The organism is Kribbella sp. NPDC000426 (assembly GCF_040300265.1).
Classification (GTDB): Bacteria; Actinomycetota; Actinomycetes; order Propionibacteriales; family Kribbellaceae; genus Kribbella.
The window spans coordinates 729,185-747,427 of record NZ_JBEPDK010000003.1; the positions used below are offsets into that span (position 1 = coordinate 729,185).

General features: G+C 68.4%; 19 protein-coding genes. 11 read left to right on the forward strand and 8 right to left on the reverse strand.

Annotation, left to right across the window (positions count from 1 at the left end):
* Positions 1-38: 38 nt before the first annotated feature.
* From ABT313_RS17365 to ABT313_RS17375, 3 genes are all read left to right on the forward strand, one after another.
* A complete protein-coding gene (locus ABT313_RS17365) occupies positions 39-734 on the forward strand; it encodes a PadR family transcriptional regulator (RefSeq protein ID WP_350854085.1) in 696 nt (231 codons plus the stop codon).
* 146 nt (positions 735-880) lie between these two features.
* Entirely contained in the window at positions 881-1,861 is a 981-nt protein-coding gene (locus tag ABT313_RS17370) for an ATP-binding cassette domain-containing protein (RefSeq protein WP_350854088.1), read from the forward strand.
* The gene (locus ABT313_RS17375; RefSeq protein ID WP_350854090.1) at positions 1,861-2,631 is read left to right on the forward strand and encodes an ABC transporter permease; all 771 of its coding nucleotides are present in this window, start codon (positions 1,861-1,863) and stop codon (positions 2,629-2,631) included. Before ABT313_RS17370 ends, ABT313_RS17375 begins: the two co-directional genes overlap by 1 nt.
* On the opposite strand, the gene ABT313_RS17380 is transcribed toward ABT313_RS17375, so the two are convergent.
* The gene (locus tag ABT313_RS17380; RefSeq protein ID WP_350854093.1) at positions 2,623-3,681 is read right to left on the reverse strand and encodes an adenosine deaminase; all 1,059 of its coding nucleotides are present in this window, start codon (positions 3,679-3,681) and stop codon (positions 2,623-2,625) included. The genes ABT313_RS17375 and ABT313_RS17380 overlap by 9 nt on opposite strands.
* Positions 3,682-3,760: 79 nt before the next feature.
* Here ABT313_RS17380 and ABT313_RS17385 point away from each other — a divergent pair, with 79 nt between their 5' ends.
* The 4 genes from ABT313_RS17385 to ABT313_RS17400 all read left to right on the forward strand — a co-directional run bounded on the left by ABT313_RS17385 (position 3,761) and on the right by ABT313_RS17400 (position 9,442).
* On the forward strand, positions 3,761-4,735 hold the full coding sequence (locus ABT313_RS17385) for a PDDEXK nuclease domain-containing protein (protein WP_350854096.1): 975 nt from the start codon (positions 3,761-3,763) through the stop codon (positions 4,733-4,735).
* A gap of 69 nt (positions 4,736-4,804) precedes the next feature.
* Positions 4,805-5,809 (forward strand): zinc-dependent alcohol dehydrogenase family protein, encoded by a 1,005-nt coding sequence (locus tag ABT313_RS17390; RefSeq protein WP_350854100.1) that lies wholly within the window; start codon positions 4,805-4,807, stop codon positions 5,807-5,809.
* A gap of 59 nt (positions 5,810-5,868) precedes the next feature.
* Entirely contained in the window at positions 5,869-7,665 is a 1,797-nt protein-coding gene (locus ABT313_RS17395) for an ABC transporter ATP-binding protein (RefSeq protein WP_350854103.1), read from the forward strand.
* Positions 7,652-9,442: an ABC transporter ATP-binding protein gene (locus tag ABT313_RS17400; protein ID WP_350854106.1), complete on the forward strand. Its 1,791-nt coding sequence runs from the start codon at positions 7,652-7,654 to the stop codon at positions 9,440-9,442. The genes ABT313_RS17395 and ABT313_RS17400 overlap by 14 nt, the downstream gene beginning before the upstream one ends.
* Here ABT313_RS17400 and ABT313_RS17405 read toward each other — a convergent pair.
* Positions 9,439-9,906: a nitroreductase family deazaflavin-dependent oxidoreductase gene (locus ABT313_RS17405; RefSeq protein ID WP_350854109.1), complete on the reverse strand. Its 468-nt coding sequence runs from the start codon at positions 9,904-9,906 to the stop codon at positions 9,439-9,441. The two genes, ABT313_RS17400 and ABT313_RS17405, sit on opposite strands and share 4 nt — an antisense overlap.
* Before the next feature lie 108 nt (positions 9,907-10,014).
* Here ABT313_RS17405 and ABT313_RS17410 point away from each other — a divergent pair, with 108 nt between their 5' ends.
* A complete protein-coding gene (locus ABT313_RS17410) occupies positions 10,015-10,701 on the forward strand; it encodes a TetR/AcrR family transcriptional regulator (RefSeq protein ID WP_350854112.1) in 687 nt (228 codons plus the stop codon).
* On the opposite strand, the gene aat is transcribed toward ABT313_RS17410, so the two are convergent.
* Positions 10,694-11,359 carry a leucyl/phenylalanyl-tRNA--protein transferase gene (gene aat / locus ABT313_RS17415; protein WP_350854115.1) on the reverse strand — a complete coding sequence of 222 codons (666 nt, stop codon included), beginning with the start codon at positions 11,357-11,359 and terminating at the stop codon, positions 10,694-10,696. The two genes, ABT313_RS17410 and aat, sit on opposite strands and share 8 nt — an antisense overlap.
* Before the next feature lie 140 nt (positions 11,360-11,499).
* Between aat and ABT313_RS17420 the strand changes: the two genes are divergently transcribed.
* On the forward strand, positions 11,500-12,195 hold the full coding sequence (locus ABT313_RS17420; RefSeq protein ID WP_350854118.1) for an EcsC family protein: 696 nt from the start codon (positions 11,500-11,502) through the stop codon (positions 12,193-12,195).
* Positions 12,192-12,578, forward strand: coding sequence for a VOC family protein (locus ABT313_RS17425; RefSeq protein ID WP_350854121.1), 387 nt, complete (start codon positions 12,192-12,194; stop codon positions 12,576-12,578). Before ABT313_RS17420 ends, ABT313_RS17425 begins: the two co-directional genes overlap by 4 nt.
* Here ABT313_RS17425 and ABT313_RS17430 read toward each other — a convergent pair.
* Together ABT313_RS17430 and ABT313_RS17435 are read right to left on the reverse strand one after the other, a co-directional pair.
* The gene (locus ABT313_RS17430) at positions 12,570-13,409 is read right to left on the reverse strand and encodes a helix-turn-helix transcriptional regulator (protein ID WP_350854124.1); all 840 of its coding nucleotides are present in this window, start codon (positions 13,407-13,409) and stop codon (positions 12,570-12,572) included. The genes ABT313_RS17425 and ABT313_RS17430 overlap by 9 nt on opposite strands.
* Positions 13,410-13,533: 124 nt before the next feature.
* Complete coding sequence (locus ABT313_RS17435; protein WP_350854127.1) at positions 13,534-14,460, reverse strand: hydroxymethylglutaryl-CoA lyase; 927 nt, start codon at positions 14,458-14,460, stop codon at positions 13,534-13,536.
* A gap of 56 nt (positions 14,461-14,516) precedes the next feature.
* On the opposite strand from ABT313_RS17435, the gene ABT313_RS17440 reads away from it, so the two are divergent.
* A complete protein-coding gene (locus tag ABT313_RS17440; protein ID WP_350854130.1) occupies positions 14,517-15,161 on the forward strand; it encodes a GNAT family N-acetyltransferase in 645 nt (214 codons plus the stop codon).
* Positions 15,162-15,240: 79 nt separating this feature from the next.
* Here ABT313_RS17440 and ABT313_RS17445 read toward each other — a convergent pair whose 3' ends face one another.
* The 3 genes from ABT313_RS17445 to ABT313_RS17455 form a co-directional block, all read right to left on the reverse strand.
* Positions 15,241-16,017: a metallophosphoesterase family protein gene (locus tag ABT313_RS17445; RefSeq protein ID WP_350854133.1), complete on the reverse strand. Its 777-nt coding sequence runs from the start codon at positions 16,015-16,017 to the stop codon at positions 15,241-15,243.
* A 137-nt stretch (positions 16,018-16,154) separates the two neighbouring features.
* A complete protein-coding gene (locus ABT313_RS17450) occupies positions 16,155-17,411 on the reverse strand; it encodes a TrbL/VirB6 family protein (RefSeq protein ID WP_350854136.1) in 1,257 nt (418 codons plus the stop codon).
* 11 nt (positions 17,412-17,422) lie between these two features.
* The gene (locus ABT313_RS17455; protein WP_350854139.1) at positions 17,423-18,169 is read right to left on the reverse strand and encodes a DUF8175 domain-containg protein; all 747 of its coding nucleotides are present in this window, start codon (positions 18,167-18,169) and stop codon (positions 17,423-17,425) included.
* Between the last annotated feature and the right edge of the window lie 74 nt (positions 18,170-18,243).

The following is an 18,243-nucleotide window of genomic DNA, read 5'->3' on the forward strand; positions in this document are numbered from 1 at the left end:
AATACTCGATTTCGAGTAATCGAGATCGAGGAGGCGTGATGGCCAGGCGCAAGGTCGGCAATCCGCTGGCGTTCGCCGTGCTCGGGAGTCTGAGCGAGCGGCCGATGCACCCCTACGAGATCTCCACGATGCTCCGGGCCCGCGGTAAGGACCAGAGCATCAAGGTCAACTACGGCTCGCTCTACTCGGTCGTGTCCGCGCTCGAGAAGCACGGCTTCGTCGAGGCGCTGGAGACGGTCCGGGAGGGCAACCGGCCGGAGCGGACCGTGTACCAGATCACCGCGGCCGGGCAGTCCGAGTTCAGCGACTGGCTGACCGAGCTGCTCGGTACGCCGTCGCGCGAGTTCCACCCGTTGGAGGCGGGTCTCGCGTATCTCCCCGGTCTGCCTCCGGACCGTGCCGTCGAGCTGCTCGAGCAGCGGCTGGCCACGGTCGACGCGGAGATCAAGGAGATGACCGCGCTGCACGAGCACATGACCGCGATGGAGTTCCCGCGGATCTTCTGGGTCGAGTCGGAGTTCCGGCTGGCGCTGCTGCAGGCGGAGTCGGCGTACGTGCACCAGCTCGCCGAGGAGATCCGCAGCGGCGCTCTCGGCGGGGCGGTGTTCTGGCGGCAGGCATGGAAGCTCTTCCTGACCGACGGCATCAGTCCGGCCGAGCAGCTGAAGGATCCGGTCAAGTACTTCGGACAGGAGTTCGCCTGGATGAAGGCGATCCCGCCGGAAGCCCAATAAGAGATGCGGCCCTCGACTCATCGGTGCGGCAACACCAGGAGTCAAGGGCCGCGGTTCCTCGAGTCGGTCCGAAGACCTGGCACCCAAGGCGCATCCATCAGGATAGCCAGCTCGGACCGGCTCCCAGCACACAAGGGAGTCACCTGATGGTTACGCATGCCCTCGAAGCGGTCGACCTGGTCAAGACGTACCCGGCCGGCCGGAAGAAACCACCTCTGCGCGCGCTCGACGGCCTGACCGTCAGCGTCCCGGAGGGCGTCGTGCTCGGGCTGCTCGGGCCGAACGGCGCCGGCAAGTCCACCACCGTCAAGATCCTCACCACGCTGTCCCGGGCCGATTCCGGTACGGCGCGCGTCGCCGGGTACGACGTGGTCCGCGAGCAGGATCGGGTCCGGCGCGCGATCGGGTACGTGCCGCAGAAGTCCAGCTCGGACCCGATGGCGACCGGCCTCGAGAACCTCGTGCTGAGCGGACGGATCTTCGGGCTGTCGCGGCAGGACGCTACCCGCCGGGCCGGCGAGTTGCTGGAGGGGTTCGGTCTGGCCGAGCACGGCGGTCGTGCGGTCAAGACGTACTCCGGTGGGATGCAGCGCAAGCTGGATGTCGCGCTCGGTCTGGTCCACCAGCCTCGGGTGCTGTTCCTCGACGAGCCGACCACCGGTCTCGACCCCGAGGCGCGTGCCGACCTGTGGAACGAAGTACTGCGGTTGTCCGGTCAGGAAGGGCTGACCGTACTGCTCACCACGCATTATCTGGAGGAGGCCGATCGGCTGGCGGGTCAGCTCGCGATCGTCGACCACGGCAAGATCGTTGCCGAGGGCACCCCGGAGTCGCTCAAGTCGGCGCTGCGGGGCGACTCGGTGCAGGTCGAGCTGGTCGATCCGGACACCGACGGCTCGGTCCGGGTCCTGCTGCGGCAGTTGCCAGGAGTCGGCGAGATCGTTGTCGAGGGCAACACTCTGCGGGCACGGGTGGATCGCGGGGCGACCGCGGTTCCCGCCGTACTGGGAGTCCTTGAGGACAAGGCGATTCCGGTGGTTGCGGTGACGGTGTCGCGGCCGTCGCTGGACGACGTGTATCTGCAGCACACGGGTCGTTCGTTCAAGGTCGCCGAGGAGGCTGCGTGATGTCTGTTGCACACACGGGTCTGATCTTCGGGCGGTGGACGCGGGCGTCGTACCGGCAGCCGGCGTTGATCGCGTTCACGCTGATCCAGCCGGCGATCTGGTTGCTGTTGTTCGGGCAGTTGTTCCAAGGGGTCGTGCGGATCCCGGGGTTCGGGGATTCGTCGTACATCGCGTTCTTGACGCCGGGGATCGTGATGATGACCGCGCTGATGACCAGCGGCTGGAGCGGTACGGCGTTCATCCAGGACATGGAACGCGGCGTGATGGACCGGCTGCTGGCGTCACCGGTCAGCCGGGGCGGACTGATGGCGGGGCAGTTGCTCAGCAACGCGTCGACCACGTTGATCCAGACGATCCTGGTGTTCGCGATCGGCTTCGCCGCCGGAGCACGGTACGACGGCGGGGTCGGCGGCTACCTGATCACGATCGTCGCGTCGATGCTGATCGGGACCGCCTTCGGGTCGCTGTCGAACGCGGTCGCGCTGCTCACCCGGCAGCAGGAGGCGCTGATCGGGATCTCGCAGTTCGTCTCGCTGCCGCTGACCTTCATGTCGTCGATCATGATCGACCCGTCGGTCGCGCCGCACTGGGTCAACGTCGCAGCCCGCTACAACCCGGTCGACTGGGCCACGATCGCCGCCCGCCAATCCCTCGCCGCCAACCCGGACTGGTCGTCGGTCTGGCGGCACTGTGCGTACCTACTGGCCTTCACACTGATCGTCGGCTGGCTCTCCACCCGGGCCTTCCGCACCTACCAGCGCTCAGTGTGAGGCGTACCAAGGTTTGATGATGTTGTTGATGATGGCGAGGCGTTCGTCGAAGGGGATGAAGGCGGACTTCATCGCGTTGATCGCGAACCAGCGGAAGTCCTCCAGCCCGTAGTCGAACGCCTCCGCCAGCAACGCGAGCTCGCGGCTCATCGACGTACCGCTCATCAGGCGGTTGTCGGTGTTGACCGTCACCCGGAAGCGAAGCTTGGCGAGCAGGCCGATCGGGTGTTCGGCGATCGATGCGGCCGCGCCGGTCTGCAGGTTGGAGCTCGGACACATCTCGAGCGGGATCCGCCGGTCCCGGACGTACGCCGCCAGCCGCCCGAGCTCGGCCTTGTCGCCGTCGTGCTCGATGTCGTCGATGATGCGTACGCCGTGACCGAGCCGGTCGGCGCCGCACCACTGGATCGCCTGCCAGATCGACGGCAGCCCGAACGCCTCGCCGGCGTGAATTGTGAAGTGCGCGTTCTCGCGCTGCAGGTACTCGAACGCGTCCAGGTGCCGGGTGGGCGGGTAGCCGGCCTCGGCACCCGCGATGTCGAACCCGACCACGCCGGCATCCCGGTACGCGACCGCCAGCTCGGCGATCTCCATCGACCGCGCCTTGTGCCGCATCGCCGTCAGCAACTGCCGAGCCACGATCGGCCGCTCGGCAACCGCCACCCCGTGCTCGAACCCTTCCCGCACCGCGTCGACGACCTGCTCGAGCGACAACCCACGCGTCAGGTGCTGCTCGGGCGCGTACCGAACCTCGGCGTACACCACACCGTCCGCCGCCAGATCCTGCACACACTCACTGGCCACCCGCTTGATCGCCTCGGCCGTCTGCATCACCGCGACCGTGTGATCGAACGTCTCCAGATACCGCTCCAGCGACCCCGAGTCCGCCGACTCGACGAACCACGCCCCCAGCTCAGCCGCATCACTCCGCGGCAACGCATGCCCGATCTCCCCCGCCAACTCCACCACCGTCCCCGGCCGGAGCCCCCCGTCCAGATGGTCATGAAGCAAAACCTTGGGCGCCGCGTTCAACTCCTCAGGCGTGATCATTCAGCCATCTTCGCAGCGCCCCACCCGAATCTGCCCCAAGTTGCCCCGAGATGCCCCGCAAAGGCCCTCGGTTTTCGGGGTGTCGCCACGAAAGCGTTACTCCCATGAACGACAAGCCAAGCTTCGAGAGCGCCCCTGGTCGGTCGGCCAGGAGATCCTGAACCGGCAGCACGAGGAGGGTTGGGGCAGCAAGGTCATCGACCGGTTGTCCACGGACCTCAAGACGCGGTTCCCCGGCATGGCCGGATACTCGCCCCGCAACCTCAAGTACATGCGAACCTTCGCCGCTGCCTGGCCGAGGGAGGCAATTGTGCAAGCGCCGCTTGCACAATTGCCGTGGTACCACCACCTCGCGTTGCTGACGAAGGTCAACGGCGCCGCGCTGAGATCGTGGTACGCCGCTGCCGCGGTCGAGCGCGGGTGGAGCCGCGACGTACTCGCGATGCACATCGACGCCCGGTTCCACGAGCGTGCCGGCAAGGCGGTGACCAACTTCGCGACCGCGATGCCCCCGGAACAATCCGACCTCGCCCAGCAGGCAACCTGCGACCCGCACCTTTTCGACTTCCTCGGCAGCACCGACGGCTGGCGCGAGCGCGAGCTGGAACAGAAGTTGGTCGAGCACGTCGGGAAGTTTCTGATCGAGCTCGGCCAGGGGTTCGCGTTCGTCGGTCAGCAGGTCCGGCTCGAGTTGGACGGCGAAGAGTTCTTCTGCGACCTGCTCTTCTACCACCTCGAACTGCGCTGCTATGTGGTCGTCGAACTGAAGGCAGTGAAGTTCAATGCGGCGTTCCTGGGTCAGCTGGGTCTGTACATGGCGGTGGTCGACGACGTGCTCGCGAAGGAAGGCGACAAGCCGACGATTGGTCTCTTGCTCTGCCGGAACAAGAAGAAGGTCGTCGCGGAGTACGCCTTGAAGGGATTCAAGGCACCGATCGGAGTCGCCGAGTGGACAGACGCGATCAGCAGCTCGCTGCCTGAGGAATTCGAGTCCGCACTGCCGAGCGTGGCCGAGTTGGAGGCCGAGTTGGCCTCGACCGCAGACGAGGACTGACCGTCGGGTCATTCCCGGGCGGGAATTGAGGGGGGTGGGCGGGGGACGCACTGTTGGCGGGTGGAGACGATGAAGAGTTATCACGTGCAGTACGGCGGCGGGCTCGGGAGTTTGCGGTTGCGGGAGCATCCAGTGCCGGTGCCGGGGCCGACAGAGGTACTGGTGCGGATTCGCGCGAATTCGCTCAGTGCGCGGGAGTTGAACATCCTGCGCGGCCGGTACCCGCTGCCGGTGGCGGACGACATCATCGCGGCGTCCGACGGGGCCGGTGAGGTGGTCGCGGTAGGTGCTGGTGTGGATCGGGTGCGGGTTGGCGATCGGGTGATGGGGGTGGTGTTCCAGAAGTGGTTCGACGGGCGCTTCGACCTCGCTCACGCGGACCAGCTCGGTGGTTCGCTCGACGGACTGTTGACGGAGTACGCCGTACTCGATCAGGAGGGCGTCGTACCGGTGCCGGGGCAGCTGACGTTCGAAGAGGCGGCGACTCTGCCTTGTGCGGCCGTGACTGCGTGGAACGCTCTGGTGGGCGGGCAGGGACTGGTGCCGGGTGAGCACGTGCTGACCCTGGGCTCGGGCGGAGTGTCGATCTTTGCTCTGCAGCTCGCCAAGGTGCTCGGTGCTCGGGTGATCGCGACCGCCGGCAGTGACGAGAAGGCGGCGCGGCTGCTCGAGCTCGGTGCCGATGCGGTCATCAACCACACCAGTACGCCGGACTGGGCGAAGCATGTTCGCGAGCTGACAGACGGTCGCGGTGTCGACCATGTCGTGGACGTGGCCGGCACCCTGAACGAGTCGCTGCGGGCCACGGCGACCGGCGGCGAGGTCGCCTTCGTCGGCTCACTCGGCGGCGCCGACCCGATCGACGCCCGGCTGCTGTTCACCTCCTCGGTCACGCTGCGTCCGATCGCCCTAGGACACCGGGCGCATTTCCAGGCGATGAACGAGGCCATCGCCGCGGCCGGCCTGCATCCGGTGATCGACCGGGTCTTCCCGTTCGAGGAGACCCCCGAGGCGTTCCGGTACTACCTCGACGGCGGCGGCTTCGGCAAGGTCGTGATCTCGCACGCCGCTTGAGCCTTGCGATCCGGCAAACGTTCAAGATTTTCGTCGGTGCGCGGTGGCATGGTGAGTGGATGGTGAATCGGCTGCGTCGACGCCCCGAGTGGCAGTTCTTCGCCGTACTGCCGCGGGCGGACGGTCCGCTAACAGCAGCCTGGTGGGTGCTGTTGCTGGCGCGGGGAGCTTTGCCTGCGGTGTTCGCGATCGCGATGGGCTTGGTGGTCGGCGCGGTGCAGCACGGTGATGCGCTGGCGGGGCCGTTGAGCTTGATGGGCGTGACGTTCATCCTGCTGCAGGTGCTGACGCCGGTGCATCAGGCTGTCAGCGCCAACCTCGGCAGCCGCGTTTCGGCGTACCTGAACGATCGGCTGGCGGAGGCCTGTGTCGGGCCGCCAGGGATCGGGCATCTCGAGGATCCGAAGCTGAGTGAGGATCTGACGGTTGCGCGGGAGTTCGATCACGGGCAGACCGGCCCGCCGATGTACCTGAATGTCGACTTCGTCGCGGGCAGTCTGGTCGAGCTGGTCGGCGGGGTCGCGTCCGCGGTGGTGCTGTTCGGGTTCAGCTGGTGGGCTCCGCTGCTGTTGGTTGTCGCCTGGGCGTCGACGCACTGGCTGCTCCGCGAGAGCGGAGTCTGGAAGGACAGGAACACGGCCGAGGTCCGGTCCGCGCAGCGGCATGCCAACTATGCCTACCAGCTGGCCGTCGAGCCGGATCCGGCGAAGGAGCTTCGGCTGTTCGGCCTCGCGGACTGGACCGTGCAGCGTTTCACCGAACGGCGGCGCCGGCTGTTCGAGCTGCAGTACGCCGCGACCCGTTTGCGGGAGCGACCAATGATCTGGAGCCTGTTGATCATTGCCGTCGCCAACGGTCTCGTGTTCTGGGCGCTCGGCGCGGCGGCGATCGACGGACGGTTGGAGCTCGACCGCCTGGTGGTGTTCGCCCAGGTCGCGATCGGCGTCAGCATGATCGCGTTCGGCGGGCTGAACTGGGCGCTCGACGGAGCCGCCGCGCCGGTCGCCGCAGTACACCGACTGGAGCCCGCGATGGCGCCGGCCGGTGCGCTGACGCCTGGTCGCCGCACCGTCCCGAACGGTGCTGTCGAGCTCGACCTTCGCGGTCTGAGTTTTCGTTATCCACAGGCGGCGCAGCCGGTCTTCGACGGGCTCGACCTGACCATTCCGGCCGGCTCGTCGCTCGCAGTCGTCGGTCAGAACGGCGCTGGCAAGACCACCCTGGCCAAGCTGCTCTGCCGGTTGTACGACCCGGACGACGGCACGATCCGCGTCGACGGCATCGACCTGCGCGACCTTGAGGCCGACGCCTGGCGGACAGGCGTCGCCGCGGTCTTCCAGGATTTCCTCAAGCTCGAGCTCCCCCTGCGGGACAACGTCGCACCGGGCGGCGCTCCCGAGGCCGACATCCGCGCCGCCCTCGCGGACGCCGGCGCCGACCATCTGGCCGACCTCGACACCCGCCTGGCCACGGGGTACGGCGACGGCACCGATCTCTCCGGCGGTCAGTGGCAGCGTGTCGCGCTGGCGCGGGCGCTCTGCGCAGTACGGCAGGGCGCAGGTCTCGTGCTGCTCGACGAACCGACAGCCCAGTTGGATGTTCGCGGTGAGGCGGCAATCTTCGACCGGATCCTGACCGCGACCCGCGACGTCACCACGATCCTCATCTCGCACCGGTTCTCGACGGTCCGGCATGCCGACCGGATCTGCGTCCTCGAGCACGGCCGCGTCGTCGAGCTCGGCAGCCACGACGAACTGATGCTCCTCGGCGGGCGGTACCGGACGATGTTCGACCTGCAGGCCAAGCGCTTCACGGCCGAGGTCGACGAGGAAGGGCTGAGCTATGACACGCTCTGAAGTCGACGAGCCGAAGGCCCTCGCCGCGATGTGGCGGCTCTGCAAACTGGGCTACCAGCACGAGCCGTGGCTGCTGGTCGCCGCCTTCCTGATGACGCTGCTCGCGGCGCTCCCGGATGCGTTGCTCGCGTTGTGGCTGAAGATCCTGGCCGACGGCGTACTGCACGACGACCGTCAGGCGACGATGCTCGCCGCGGGCGGTCTGGCGGTGTCCGTGACGGCGACCTGGTTCCTGCGGACGCTGTCGACCCGGATCTCCCGACGCTTCCGCGACCGCGTGACGATCATGCTCGAGGCACATGTCGCGCGGTTGCAGGCATCCGTCGCCACGGTCGAGCACCACGAACGGCGCGACTACCTGGATCGCCTGTCCGTACTGCGCAAACAGGTCTTCGTGCTCGACCACATGTACATGTCGCTGTTCTCGACCTGCGGCTGGATCCTGCGCCTCGGCATCACCGTCGTCCTGCTGATGTCGATCCATCCCGCCCTCGCGCTGCTGCTGGTGTTCGCGCTGCCGACGGTCGTCAGCTCTAGCTGGCGTCCCGGCGTCGAGCGTCAGGTCGAGGAGCGGTACGCCACCCACAGCCGCCTGGCCGAGCACCTGTTCAAGACCGCAACGACTGCATCGCCGGGCAAGGAGGTCCGCGTCGTCGGCATCGGTCGTGACCTGGTCGAGGGCCGTCGTCGCGAGTGGGAGCAGTGGTACGGGCCGATCGCCGCTGCTCGATGGGTCAGCGCGGCATGGCATGCCGTTGCGTGGGCCGTGTTCGGCCTGGCGTACGTCGGCGCGGTGCTGTTCGTGGCGATCGGCCTGAACGGCTCGGTGGGCAACGTGTTGCTGATCCTCGCGGCCGGCGCGCGGCTGTCGTCGTACATCGGCGCGACCGTCGGCGAGATCGGCTTCCTGCGCGGGATCTGGCTGGACGGGTCGCGGCGGCTGGTCTGGCTGGAGAACTACGCGGCTTCGTTCGACCACGCCGCCGATCTCGCCGCACCCGAACGGCTCACCGACGGCATCCGGCTGGACCACGTCTCGTTCACGTACGCCGGATCCGACCGGCCGGCGCTGGAAGACGTCAACCTGAAACTGCCCGCGGGCAAGGTGATCGCGGTCGTCGGCGAGAACGGCGCGGGCAAATCCACGCTGGTGAAGCTGATCTGCAAGCTGTACGAGCCGACCGGCGGACACGTGCTGCTCGACGACCAGCCGCTGGACCGGATCGCGACCGAGGCGTGGCGGGCGAAGATCGCGGGCGCGTTCCAGGACTTCTTCCGGTTCGAGTTCCGCGCGGCGCACAGTGTCGGGCTGGGTGATCTGCCCCGGCTGGACGACGTACCGGCTGTCACCACCGCGGTCGGCCGGGCCGGCGCTGAAGATGTTCTGGAGCGGCTCGAGGCGGGGCTCGACACCCAGCTCGGCTCCACCTGGCCGGATGGGGCGGAGATCAGCTTCGGGCAGTGGCAGAAGCTCGCGCTGGCGCGTGGCTTCATGCGGGACCGGCCACTCCTGCTTGTGCTCGACGAGCCGACCGCTGCACTGGACGCCGAGACCGAGCACGCGCTGTTCGAGCGGTACGCGGCGGCGGCCAAGGACAGCACCGACGGCCGGATCACGATCCTGGTCTCACACCGGTTCTCGACCGTGCGGATGGCCGATCAGATCGTGGTCCTCGACGGCGCCCGGGTGGTCGAGACCGGTACACACGACGAGCTCATCGCCCACAACGGGCAGTACGCCGAGCTGTACCGGATCCAGGCCGCTTCGTACCACTAGCTGATCTTGAAGACGGGGACGCCAGGAGCGATGTGGTGGAGGACCTCGTCGGGGGAGTTCTTGGTGACGTCGCCGCTGAAGAAGGCGCCGACCTCCCAGGCCCACTTCTTCAGGTACATCCGCAGGGCCGGGATCTTGTCGGCGTCGGCCAGCTCCTCGGCGTGGAACGTCTCGACCTTGCCGCCCAGCTGCAGGCGCCCGGTGCCGCTGGCGCGCAGGTTCTTCACCCACTGGGTGTGGCCGCGCGGCGCGACCAGGTAACGCTGGCCGTCGACGATCAGCAGGTTGACCGGCGTGCTGCGCCACTCGCCGGACTTCCGGCCCTGGACCGACAGCACCCGGCTGCCCATCAGGCTCAGCCCCAGCTTCGTCAGGCGAGCGACGATCTTGTTGAAGACCCGCATGCTGCCCTCGGAGGCGGTGATGACGCGCTTGCTGTCGTAGGTCTGCTTGTACTCGGTCATCAGGATCTCCTTGTTTGCGAGAGCGGTGCTCTCTGTTGTGATCAGTGAACACCAGATCGATGATCACTGTCAAGAGCACTGCTCTCGGTTTTGTGGCACACTGGCTGCATGAACGCCGGACGTACTGCCCGTGAACGTGCCCGGGCCGAGTTGACCGAGGAGATCAAGGGCGCCGCACGCCGGCAGCTCGCGACCGTCGGGGCGGAGGCGCTGTCACTGCGTGCGGTCTCCCGTGAGCTCGGCATGGTCTCGTCGGCGCTCTACCGGTACTTCCCCAGCCGCGACGAGCTGCTAACAGCGCTGATCATCGACGCGTACGACGCCCTCGGCGCGGCCGCCGAGGCGGCCGCCGGCGGTGACGACCTGGTCGAGGAGTGGGTCGCGATCTACGCCGCTGTCAGGGATTGGGCGCGCACTTATCCACAGGAGTACGCACTGATCTACGGCTCCCCGATCAGCGGCTACAAGGCACCCCAGGCGACGGTGGAACCTGCGATCCGCGTGCCGCTGCTGCTGCTCGGTCTCTTGCAGCGGGCCCAGGCTTCAGGGCGGTTGGCGACGCCGGGCGACGCGCCAGAGCCGTCAGGCTTGCTGGCGCAGCAGACGCAGGTGCTGGTGCCGCTGGCGCCGGGTGTGCCGCCCGCGGTGCTGATGCGGACCGTCATCGTGTGGACGCAGCTCTTCGGGATGATCAGCTTCGAACTGTTCGGCCAGCTGGTCGGCTCGATGGACCCGGCCGACGCGTTCTTCGAGTCGGCGTCGCGGCAGATGGCCGCCTTCGTCGGCCTTACCTGAACGCCTTCGGCAGCGGGACGTCGACGGCCCGCGCGACCCGGCGTACGTAGGACTCCCGCGGGATCGACACCGCGCCGAGCGTGGCGAGGTGGTCGGTGACCCACTGGATGTCGAAGACCCGGTCGGCGGCGTACTCGTCGTCCAGCAGCTCGATCGTCCCGGCAACGGCCGCCTTCGAGCCATCGGTCTTGTGGTGAAACATCGACTCGCCGGCGAACAGGCCGCCGATCGCGACCCCGTACAGCCCGCCGGCCAGCTCGTCGCCGTCCCACGCCTCGACCGAGTGCACCCAGCCGAGCCGATGCAGCTCGGTGTACGACGCGATGATGTCGCGGTCGATCCACGAACCGGGCCGGCGCGGATCCGCACACGCGCGGATGACCTGGTCGAACGCCGTGTTCACCCGGATCTCGAACTTCGCCCGGGCCCGCCGCAGCGAGCGCGACGGCTCGTAGCCGGCCACGCCGATCACGCCGCGGTCGACCGGCGACCACCACAGGATCGAGCCGCGGTGGTCCGGCATCGGGAACAGCCCCCGCCGGTACGCCGCCAGCACCGTGCCCGGCGCCAGGTCCGCACCGCCCGCGACCACGTCACTCGCCCCGGCGACCCCCACGGGCGGGAACTCCCACTGGGTCGGGACTGGTTCAACTGGCACGGGACCATCCTGGACCACGCGGATGCCCAGGCCACCTAGGGGACACCAAGGGTTTATCCCGAGTGGCGAGGATCGGGGAGGCACGTACAGTTGAAGCACGTCCGGGTTCTGACGCGTGGGGCCGGGCGGGAAGGAGCACCGTGGCCGGAGTAGCCAGGTTCGTCGCCAGTAGTCTCGCGCCCGCCGCCCAGAGGTTCGCCCCGGCCGCCGCGGGCGGTGTGCTGCGCCAGATCCTCGAGATCGCGATCGACGGGTACCAGCGGTTCCCGGGCGCGGAGCGGATCGCGGACAACAAGCTCGAGCGGTGCGGCGGTGACGCCCAGCTCGCGATCGACGCGGTGATCGACCAGCACATCCGGCTGGCCGGCGTCCAAGGCTTTGCGACCGGCCTCGGCGGTCTCGTCACGCTCCCGGTCGCCCTGCCGGCGAATCTGACCGGTATCGCGATCGTCCAGGCCCGGATGGTGGCCGCGATCGCGCACCTGCGCGGGTACGACCTTGATGATCCGCGAGTCCGGACGGCGGTGATCACGTGCCTGCTCGGTGAGGAAGGCGTCGCCGACCGGTTGAAGAAGTCGAGCCTGCCGACCTCGCCGATCGCGATCGCGACTGCCCCGGTGTTCGACCCGGAACTGGACCGGCACGTCTCGAACGAGGTCGTCGCCGAGCTGATCGCGCGGATCAGCGGCAAGAAGATGGCGCTCACGATCACGCGCCGCATCCCGCTGCTCGGCGGCGCGGTCGGCGCGGGCGTGGACGGCTGGTCGACGTACCGCGTCGGGCAGTTCGCCGACAAGAGCCTGATCCGGCGGATCCGGCGCCCGATCGAGCAGTGACCGCACGGTTCTGGGGGCCGACGCTCGACTGCCCGGATCCGTTGGAGCTCGGTGAGTTCTACCAGCGGGTGGCGGGCGGGCAGCTGGCCGCGGTGACCGAGTCGTTCGTGGAGCTTCGGTTCGAGGCGTTCAGCCTGGGGTTCCAGCGGGACCTCAACTATCGGGCGCCGACGTGGCCGGAGCCGCGGGTGCCGCAGCAGTGCCACCTCGACTTCAGTGCGGCGGATCTGGACGCGGAGCAGGAGCGTGTTGTCGCGGCCGGCGCGAGGCCTACCGCCGTGCAGCCGTCGCCGGAGGTGTTCCGGGTGTTCCTTGACCCGGCCGGGCATCCGTTCTGCCTGACCACCTGGCGTACGCCGAGTGGTCCGCCCGAGTCACGCTGACTGGTTGGCCGGCTGTCTGCGGGTGAGGGGGAGTCGCGTGCGCGTCTCGTCGTCTGCCGGGGTTTCGACGAAGAGGACCAGGTCGGGGTGCGCGGGGATTGCGAGCTCGGTGATGGTGAAGCGGAGTTCGCCGACGGACGGGTTGACGATGCGGCGTTCGCGTGGCGTGCAGGCTGCTACTTCGTGGCGTGACCACAGTTGCGTGAACTCGGGGCTGATCGCCTGGAGCCGCTCGAGGTCGGTCTCCCAGTCCGGGTCGCCGATGTGTTCGGCGTACGCCGAGCGGAGGCGGCCGACGATGTAGGGGACCTCGGTGTCGTAGTTGAGCAACTGGGCTCGGGCGGCGGGCTCGGTGATGATGCACCAGAGCAGGTTCTTGTGGATGCAGGGCAGTTGGTGCCAGTCGTGGAACAGGTCGTTGTACGCGCGGTTGGCCCGGATGATGTCGAACCGGGTGTTGGTGATCAGCGCGGGCAGCGGGTCGAGCGCCTCCACGATCTCGCCGAAGACCGCCTCGCTGGCGCAATCCGTGGTGCGCGGCAACCGCACCGGCGTCGCCTCGGCCAGGCGGTACAGGTGTTCGCGCTCGACCGGGCTGAGCCTGAGCGTCGTCGCGACGGCGTCGAGCACCTGCCCACTCACGTTGATCGGCCGCCCCTGCTCGAGCCACGTGTACCAAGTCACGCCGACCCCCGCCAGCTGCGCCAACTCCTCTCGCCGCAACCCAGGCGTACGCCGCCGCCCACCCCCAGGCAACCCAACATCCGCAGGCGCAACCCGCGCCCGCCGCGCCTTCAAAAACTCCCCCAACTCAGCCCGCTGCGCACTCACCCACCCAGTCTCCCCCGCCCCACCGACAGTTTCGCGGCGCGAGAGCTGCCTGTGGACAACTCCGTCCCCGCTGGGGCCAACGTCGATAGACTCGAAGCGGAAAGGGCAGGGGCGAGATGCGGCGTCAGCCAGCCAGGGCTTGGACGACTCGGCTGGGGCTGGGTTTGGCTAGTTGGGCGGCCATCCAGGTGCTGGTTTGGACTAGTTTCTGGAGGTTTACGCCGGTTTGGATGCCTAGGCCGTCCAGTTGCCAGAGCAGGTCTTCGGTGGCGAGGTTGCCGGTTGCGCTCTCGGCGTACGGACACCCGCCGAGGCCGCCGGCGGAGCTGTCGACCGTGGTGACGCCCTCGCGGAAGGCAGTGAGGGTGTTGGCGAGCGCCTGGCCGTAGGTGTCGTGGAAGTGGACCGCCAGCTTGTCGGTCCCGACCCCGGCGGCGCCGAACGCGCTGATCAGCGCGGTGACCTGGCCGGGAGTGGCGACGCCGATCGTGTCGCCGAGGGAGAGCTCGTGACAGCCGAGGTCGACCAGTCGGGCGCCGACCTTCACGACTTGGTCGATCGGTACGTCGCCCTCCCACGGGTCGCCGTAACACATCGACACGTAGCCGCGGACGCTCAGCCCCTCGGCCAGCGCGCGCTGGATCGTCGGTGTGAACATCGCGAACTGGTCGTCGAGCGTGGAGTTGAGGTTCTTCGCCGCGAACGTCTCGGTCGCGCTCGCGAAGATCGCGATCTCCCGTACGCCGGCCGCCAGCGCACGGTCGAGGCCGCGCTCGTTCGGCACCAGCACCGGGGCGCGGACGCCTTCCGGCAGGTCGAGCTGCTCGAGCAGTTCGGCGGCGTCGGCCAGCTGCGGGACCCACTTCGGGTGCACGAAACTCGTGGTCTCCACAGTCGTCAACCCGGCCTCGACCAGCCGGTTGATGAACTCGGCCTTGACCGCGACGTCGACGATCGCCGACTCGTTCTGCAACCCGTCCCGCGGTCCGACCTCGTAGATCGTGACCCGGTCCGGCAACCCCTCGGCCTTCACCAACTGCGGTTTCCGCATCGTGCTGCCTCCGTGGCGTCTGAGCGTGACACGGGATCTCCGCGACAATGCTCGTGATGACAACTCTTGCTGACATTCTGCGTGGCGTCGAAAACGGCGTCTTCCCGGCCCCGGACCTCGGCGTCAGCGTCGTACCCGCGCCGTCGGAGCGCGAGTCCGCCGTGGTCGCGTTCACCGGCCACATCGTCATCGCCGCCGACGTCAGCCCGTCGTGGGTCGCCGAGCGGATCCCGGCAGGCGATCTGGCCGCGCCGACCAACCCGCCGTTCCTCACCGCACTGGCCGAGCTGACCGGCCGTCACGTCGGCTCCAACGACGCGATGCTCGTGGCGCCCGCCATCACGGACCCTGCCGAACGCGCCGCCGCGATCAAGGACCTCACCGTCCTCACCGACCACAGCCATCCCCGGGTCCAGCGAGCGCTGGAGTGGCGGACCGACGTCCACGTGTACGGAGATGCACGCGGCAGCGTGGTCGTCATCGGCCACGGCCTGGCCGACCGCATCGAATGCGCCATCGAGCTCCCCGACACCCACCACAACCAGGGACACGGCCGCCACCTGGCCCGTGCAGCCCGAGCCCTCATCCCGCCGGACGCCTCGATCTGGGCGCAGATAACCCCGGGCAACGCCGCCTCGCTCCGCGCCTTCCTGGCCGCCGGCTACAAGCCGGTGGGGTCCGAGGCCCTGCTGGTCAAGTGACCGAGAGGTGAACAGGTAGCGGATTGTTGCTGACGGCACCGAATTCACAGCTGTGGAAAAAGCTGTGGATCGTCGGGGGTCAGAGCCATCCGCGGTGGTACTGGCGAGTCCCGCCTTCGTAGAACGTCGTGCGGTAGTTGCCGTGCAGAAGCTCTGATTCGTAGCCGTCGAGCTCCGGCATCCCGAGCTCTCGCGCCACCGCGAGCTCGGCGTGCGCGTCGTACGGGACGCGGACGAACTGGATCGAGAACGGCGCGGGCTCGGCCGAGTCGACGACGCCTTCCAGGATCACGTAGATCGGCGTCGGGTCGCCGAGGCTGTTGCCGACCGAGCCGGTGTTGAACAAGGTCCGGCCACGGTCCTCCTCGAGGAACGCGTCGTGGATGTCGGCGTAACCGACGACCGACGGCGGCGGACCGTCCCCGGTGGCTGGGGTGTTCTCGAAGAAGCTGAGGTACTCCGGTTCGTCGTGGTCGAAGAGGATCCGGTGGTGAACGCTCTTGGACGACGCATGGAACAGGCGCACCTGCCGCCCACTCATCACGAAGTCGTGGGAGAACGGGAGCGCTCGCAGCCAGGCCCACTGATCCTCGCGCAACTCGTTCTTCCACCATCTCAGCGCTTCACGGTCGTCGATGCGGTCGGGGTCGGGCAGGAGGTCGTCCCAGTTCCCGAGGATGTTCACCTCGCAGACCTCGCGGCACCTGTCCACCACCGCCTGCCCCCGCGGCCCCTTGCCGACGTAGTCGCCGAGGTTGAAGATCCTCGTGATCCCACGGGCCGAGATGTCAGCCAGGACCGCCTCCAACGCCGTCAGGTTCCCGTGTACGTCGGAGATCAGCGCAATCCGGTCCACCACCGCATGCTTTCATCCGCGAGGGCGACCACGGCTGGCTGGGTGTGAACGCGCCGGGGCGGAAGTGCGATGACGAGGCACGCGGGTCGGCACGACCGCGGCGGGGTTGGGCGTTCGACGCGCCGACGGGCGTGGGGTTAGCGGGCGCCGGTTGGGCCTACGGGTTCCGGGGTGCGTTGGGGGGTGGGGTGGTTGGAGCGGGTGTTTGAGCGGCCGGACATGGGGCCGTGGGCGGAGGGTGGGGTGATTGCGCCGCCGCCGGACTCGCCGGCTGAGTGGGCGGCGGCGCCGGCCACGGAGCCGCCGGCCTTTCGGGCGGCTGCGAGGCCGATGCCTGCCGGTCCGGCGATGGCGCCGGCGGCCTTCGCGCCGACCGTCTGCGCACCGGTCGCGCCGGCTGCACCCGACGCACCCGACGCACGTGCCCCGCCGCCGGCCGAGCTGCCGCGGCCGAATCCGGCGCCGGAGCTGCCGATGTTGATCGCGCCGGTCGCCATCCCACCGGGATCGGCGACCGAGCTGCCCATCCCGGCGCTCCCACCGGCCACGGCCGCGGTGACCGGGACCATGAAGCGCATCAGCGCCGGCAGCGCGAAGATGGCGAGCAGAAGCATCATCATCCCGCCCATCGCCTGCACCACGCCGGCACTCGCATCCGACGGCTGGTCCTGGGACATCTTCATCGCCGCCGCGTAGACCAACGCGGCCGCGGGTTTGTACGCGATGAACGCCAGCGACCAGCCGCAGAACTTCTTGAACCAGTTCCGCCCGATCTCGGTGTTGGTCGCGGCGGCCGCCAACGGGAACGCTCCCGCAAGCAGCACCAGCATTGCCGAGCGGACCAGCATCAGCACGATCTGCACCGCAGAGGCGACGATCACCGCCAGACCGGTCATGATCGCGACGAACCCGGGCATCGCGGAGGCGAACAGCTGATGGGGCGAGGTGCCGCCGAAGGCCGCTTGCAGCTTCAAGTCGCCCGCCACATGATCGACGACGGCCACCGAGAACCCATCGGACCAGGACGTCAGCACGCCCAGCGTCGCAGTCCCGGCGGCTCCCACGACCACGAACGTCACGACGGCTTTCAGCAGCTCCTGCAACGGTCGCGCCCGCTGCTCCCAAGCGATCCGCATCCCAGCCACAAGCACGGCGACGACGAAGACTGCTGCGGTGACAGTGAGCAGGTTGCTCTGCAGAAACTCGACGGTGCCGCTGTTGGTCCAGGAGTCGCCGTGTTCCTTGCCCAGCAGATCCGGGTTGTCAGGCTTGAGCCAGAACGTCATCGCGTTCAGCGTGTTCAACGCGCCGTCGGTGATCGCCTTCTGGAGCTGATCCATCGCACTGGTCGCAACGGACTGGAAGCCGTCCTGGATGTAGCAACCGAGGTCCATTTTTCCGCACATCAGACACCACTCCAGGCAACGAAGTCGGACAGGTCACGGTGCTGGGCGAACGGCGCGCCGACCGGCTCGCCGGCCGCCGGTGGTTGCAGGAGCCAGTCGCCGGCGTGCCAGACGAGCGTCAGCGTGAGGCTCATGTACGCCGAGTTGACCGAGGTCGCGAGCATCAGGCTGACCCGATCCGGGCTCGCGTCGATGACGCGAAACCCGGCGAGCTGCGGCACGGTGTACCCGCTGGCCGACTGATCGGTCTGCAGCTCGTGGACCAGCGCGTCCGTGCCAGGACCAGGCACCATCAGCTTGCGCGCCGTGGCGACCACCTTGTCCTGGTCGGCCATCGCGGCGTACGCGCTGTAAGCGGCGTACACCGCCCCGGTCGGCGAGTGGGCGAAGCACCGGCGGAACCCGTCGGCGTCCGTCCTGGCCGGGCCGTACCCGGACGACCGCGGTACGACGATGCGGCTGCTCACCTCCCAGCCGTCGACCGCAGGCGGCTGCTGCGGAACCGACTCGTCGCCAGTACTGCGGTTGCAGCCCACGGTACGAGAGCTGACCGGCGTGGCGGCCCCGGTCGGCGTCGAACGAGCAGGCACGACGGCTTGCTGCTGAGCGTGAGCCGCCGTCGCCGGAGTAGCGCCGGAGGACGTGAGGCTCCCGATCAGCAACACCGCCCCGCAGACCACCACCGCGCCGATGACGATGCTCGCCGCGACGAACCCGCGCCCGAACGGTGTCTGTTCCTCGCTCATCTGACTCCCCGATCCGCCGGTGGACAACCTCACGGGAGAAGCCTGACAAAAATCGCCCGACCGCCGCGGAAGTT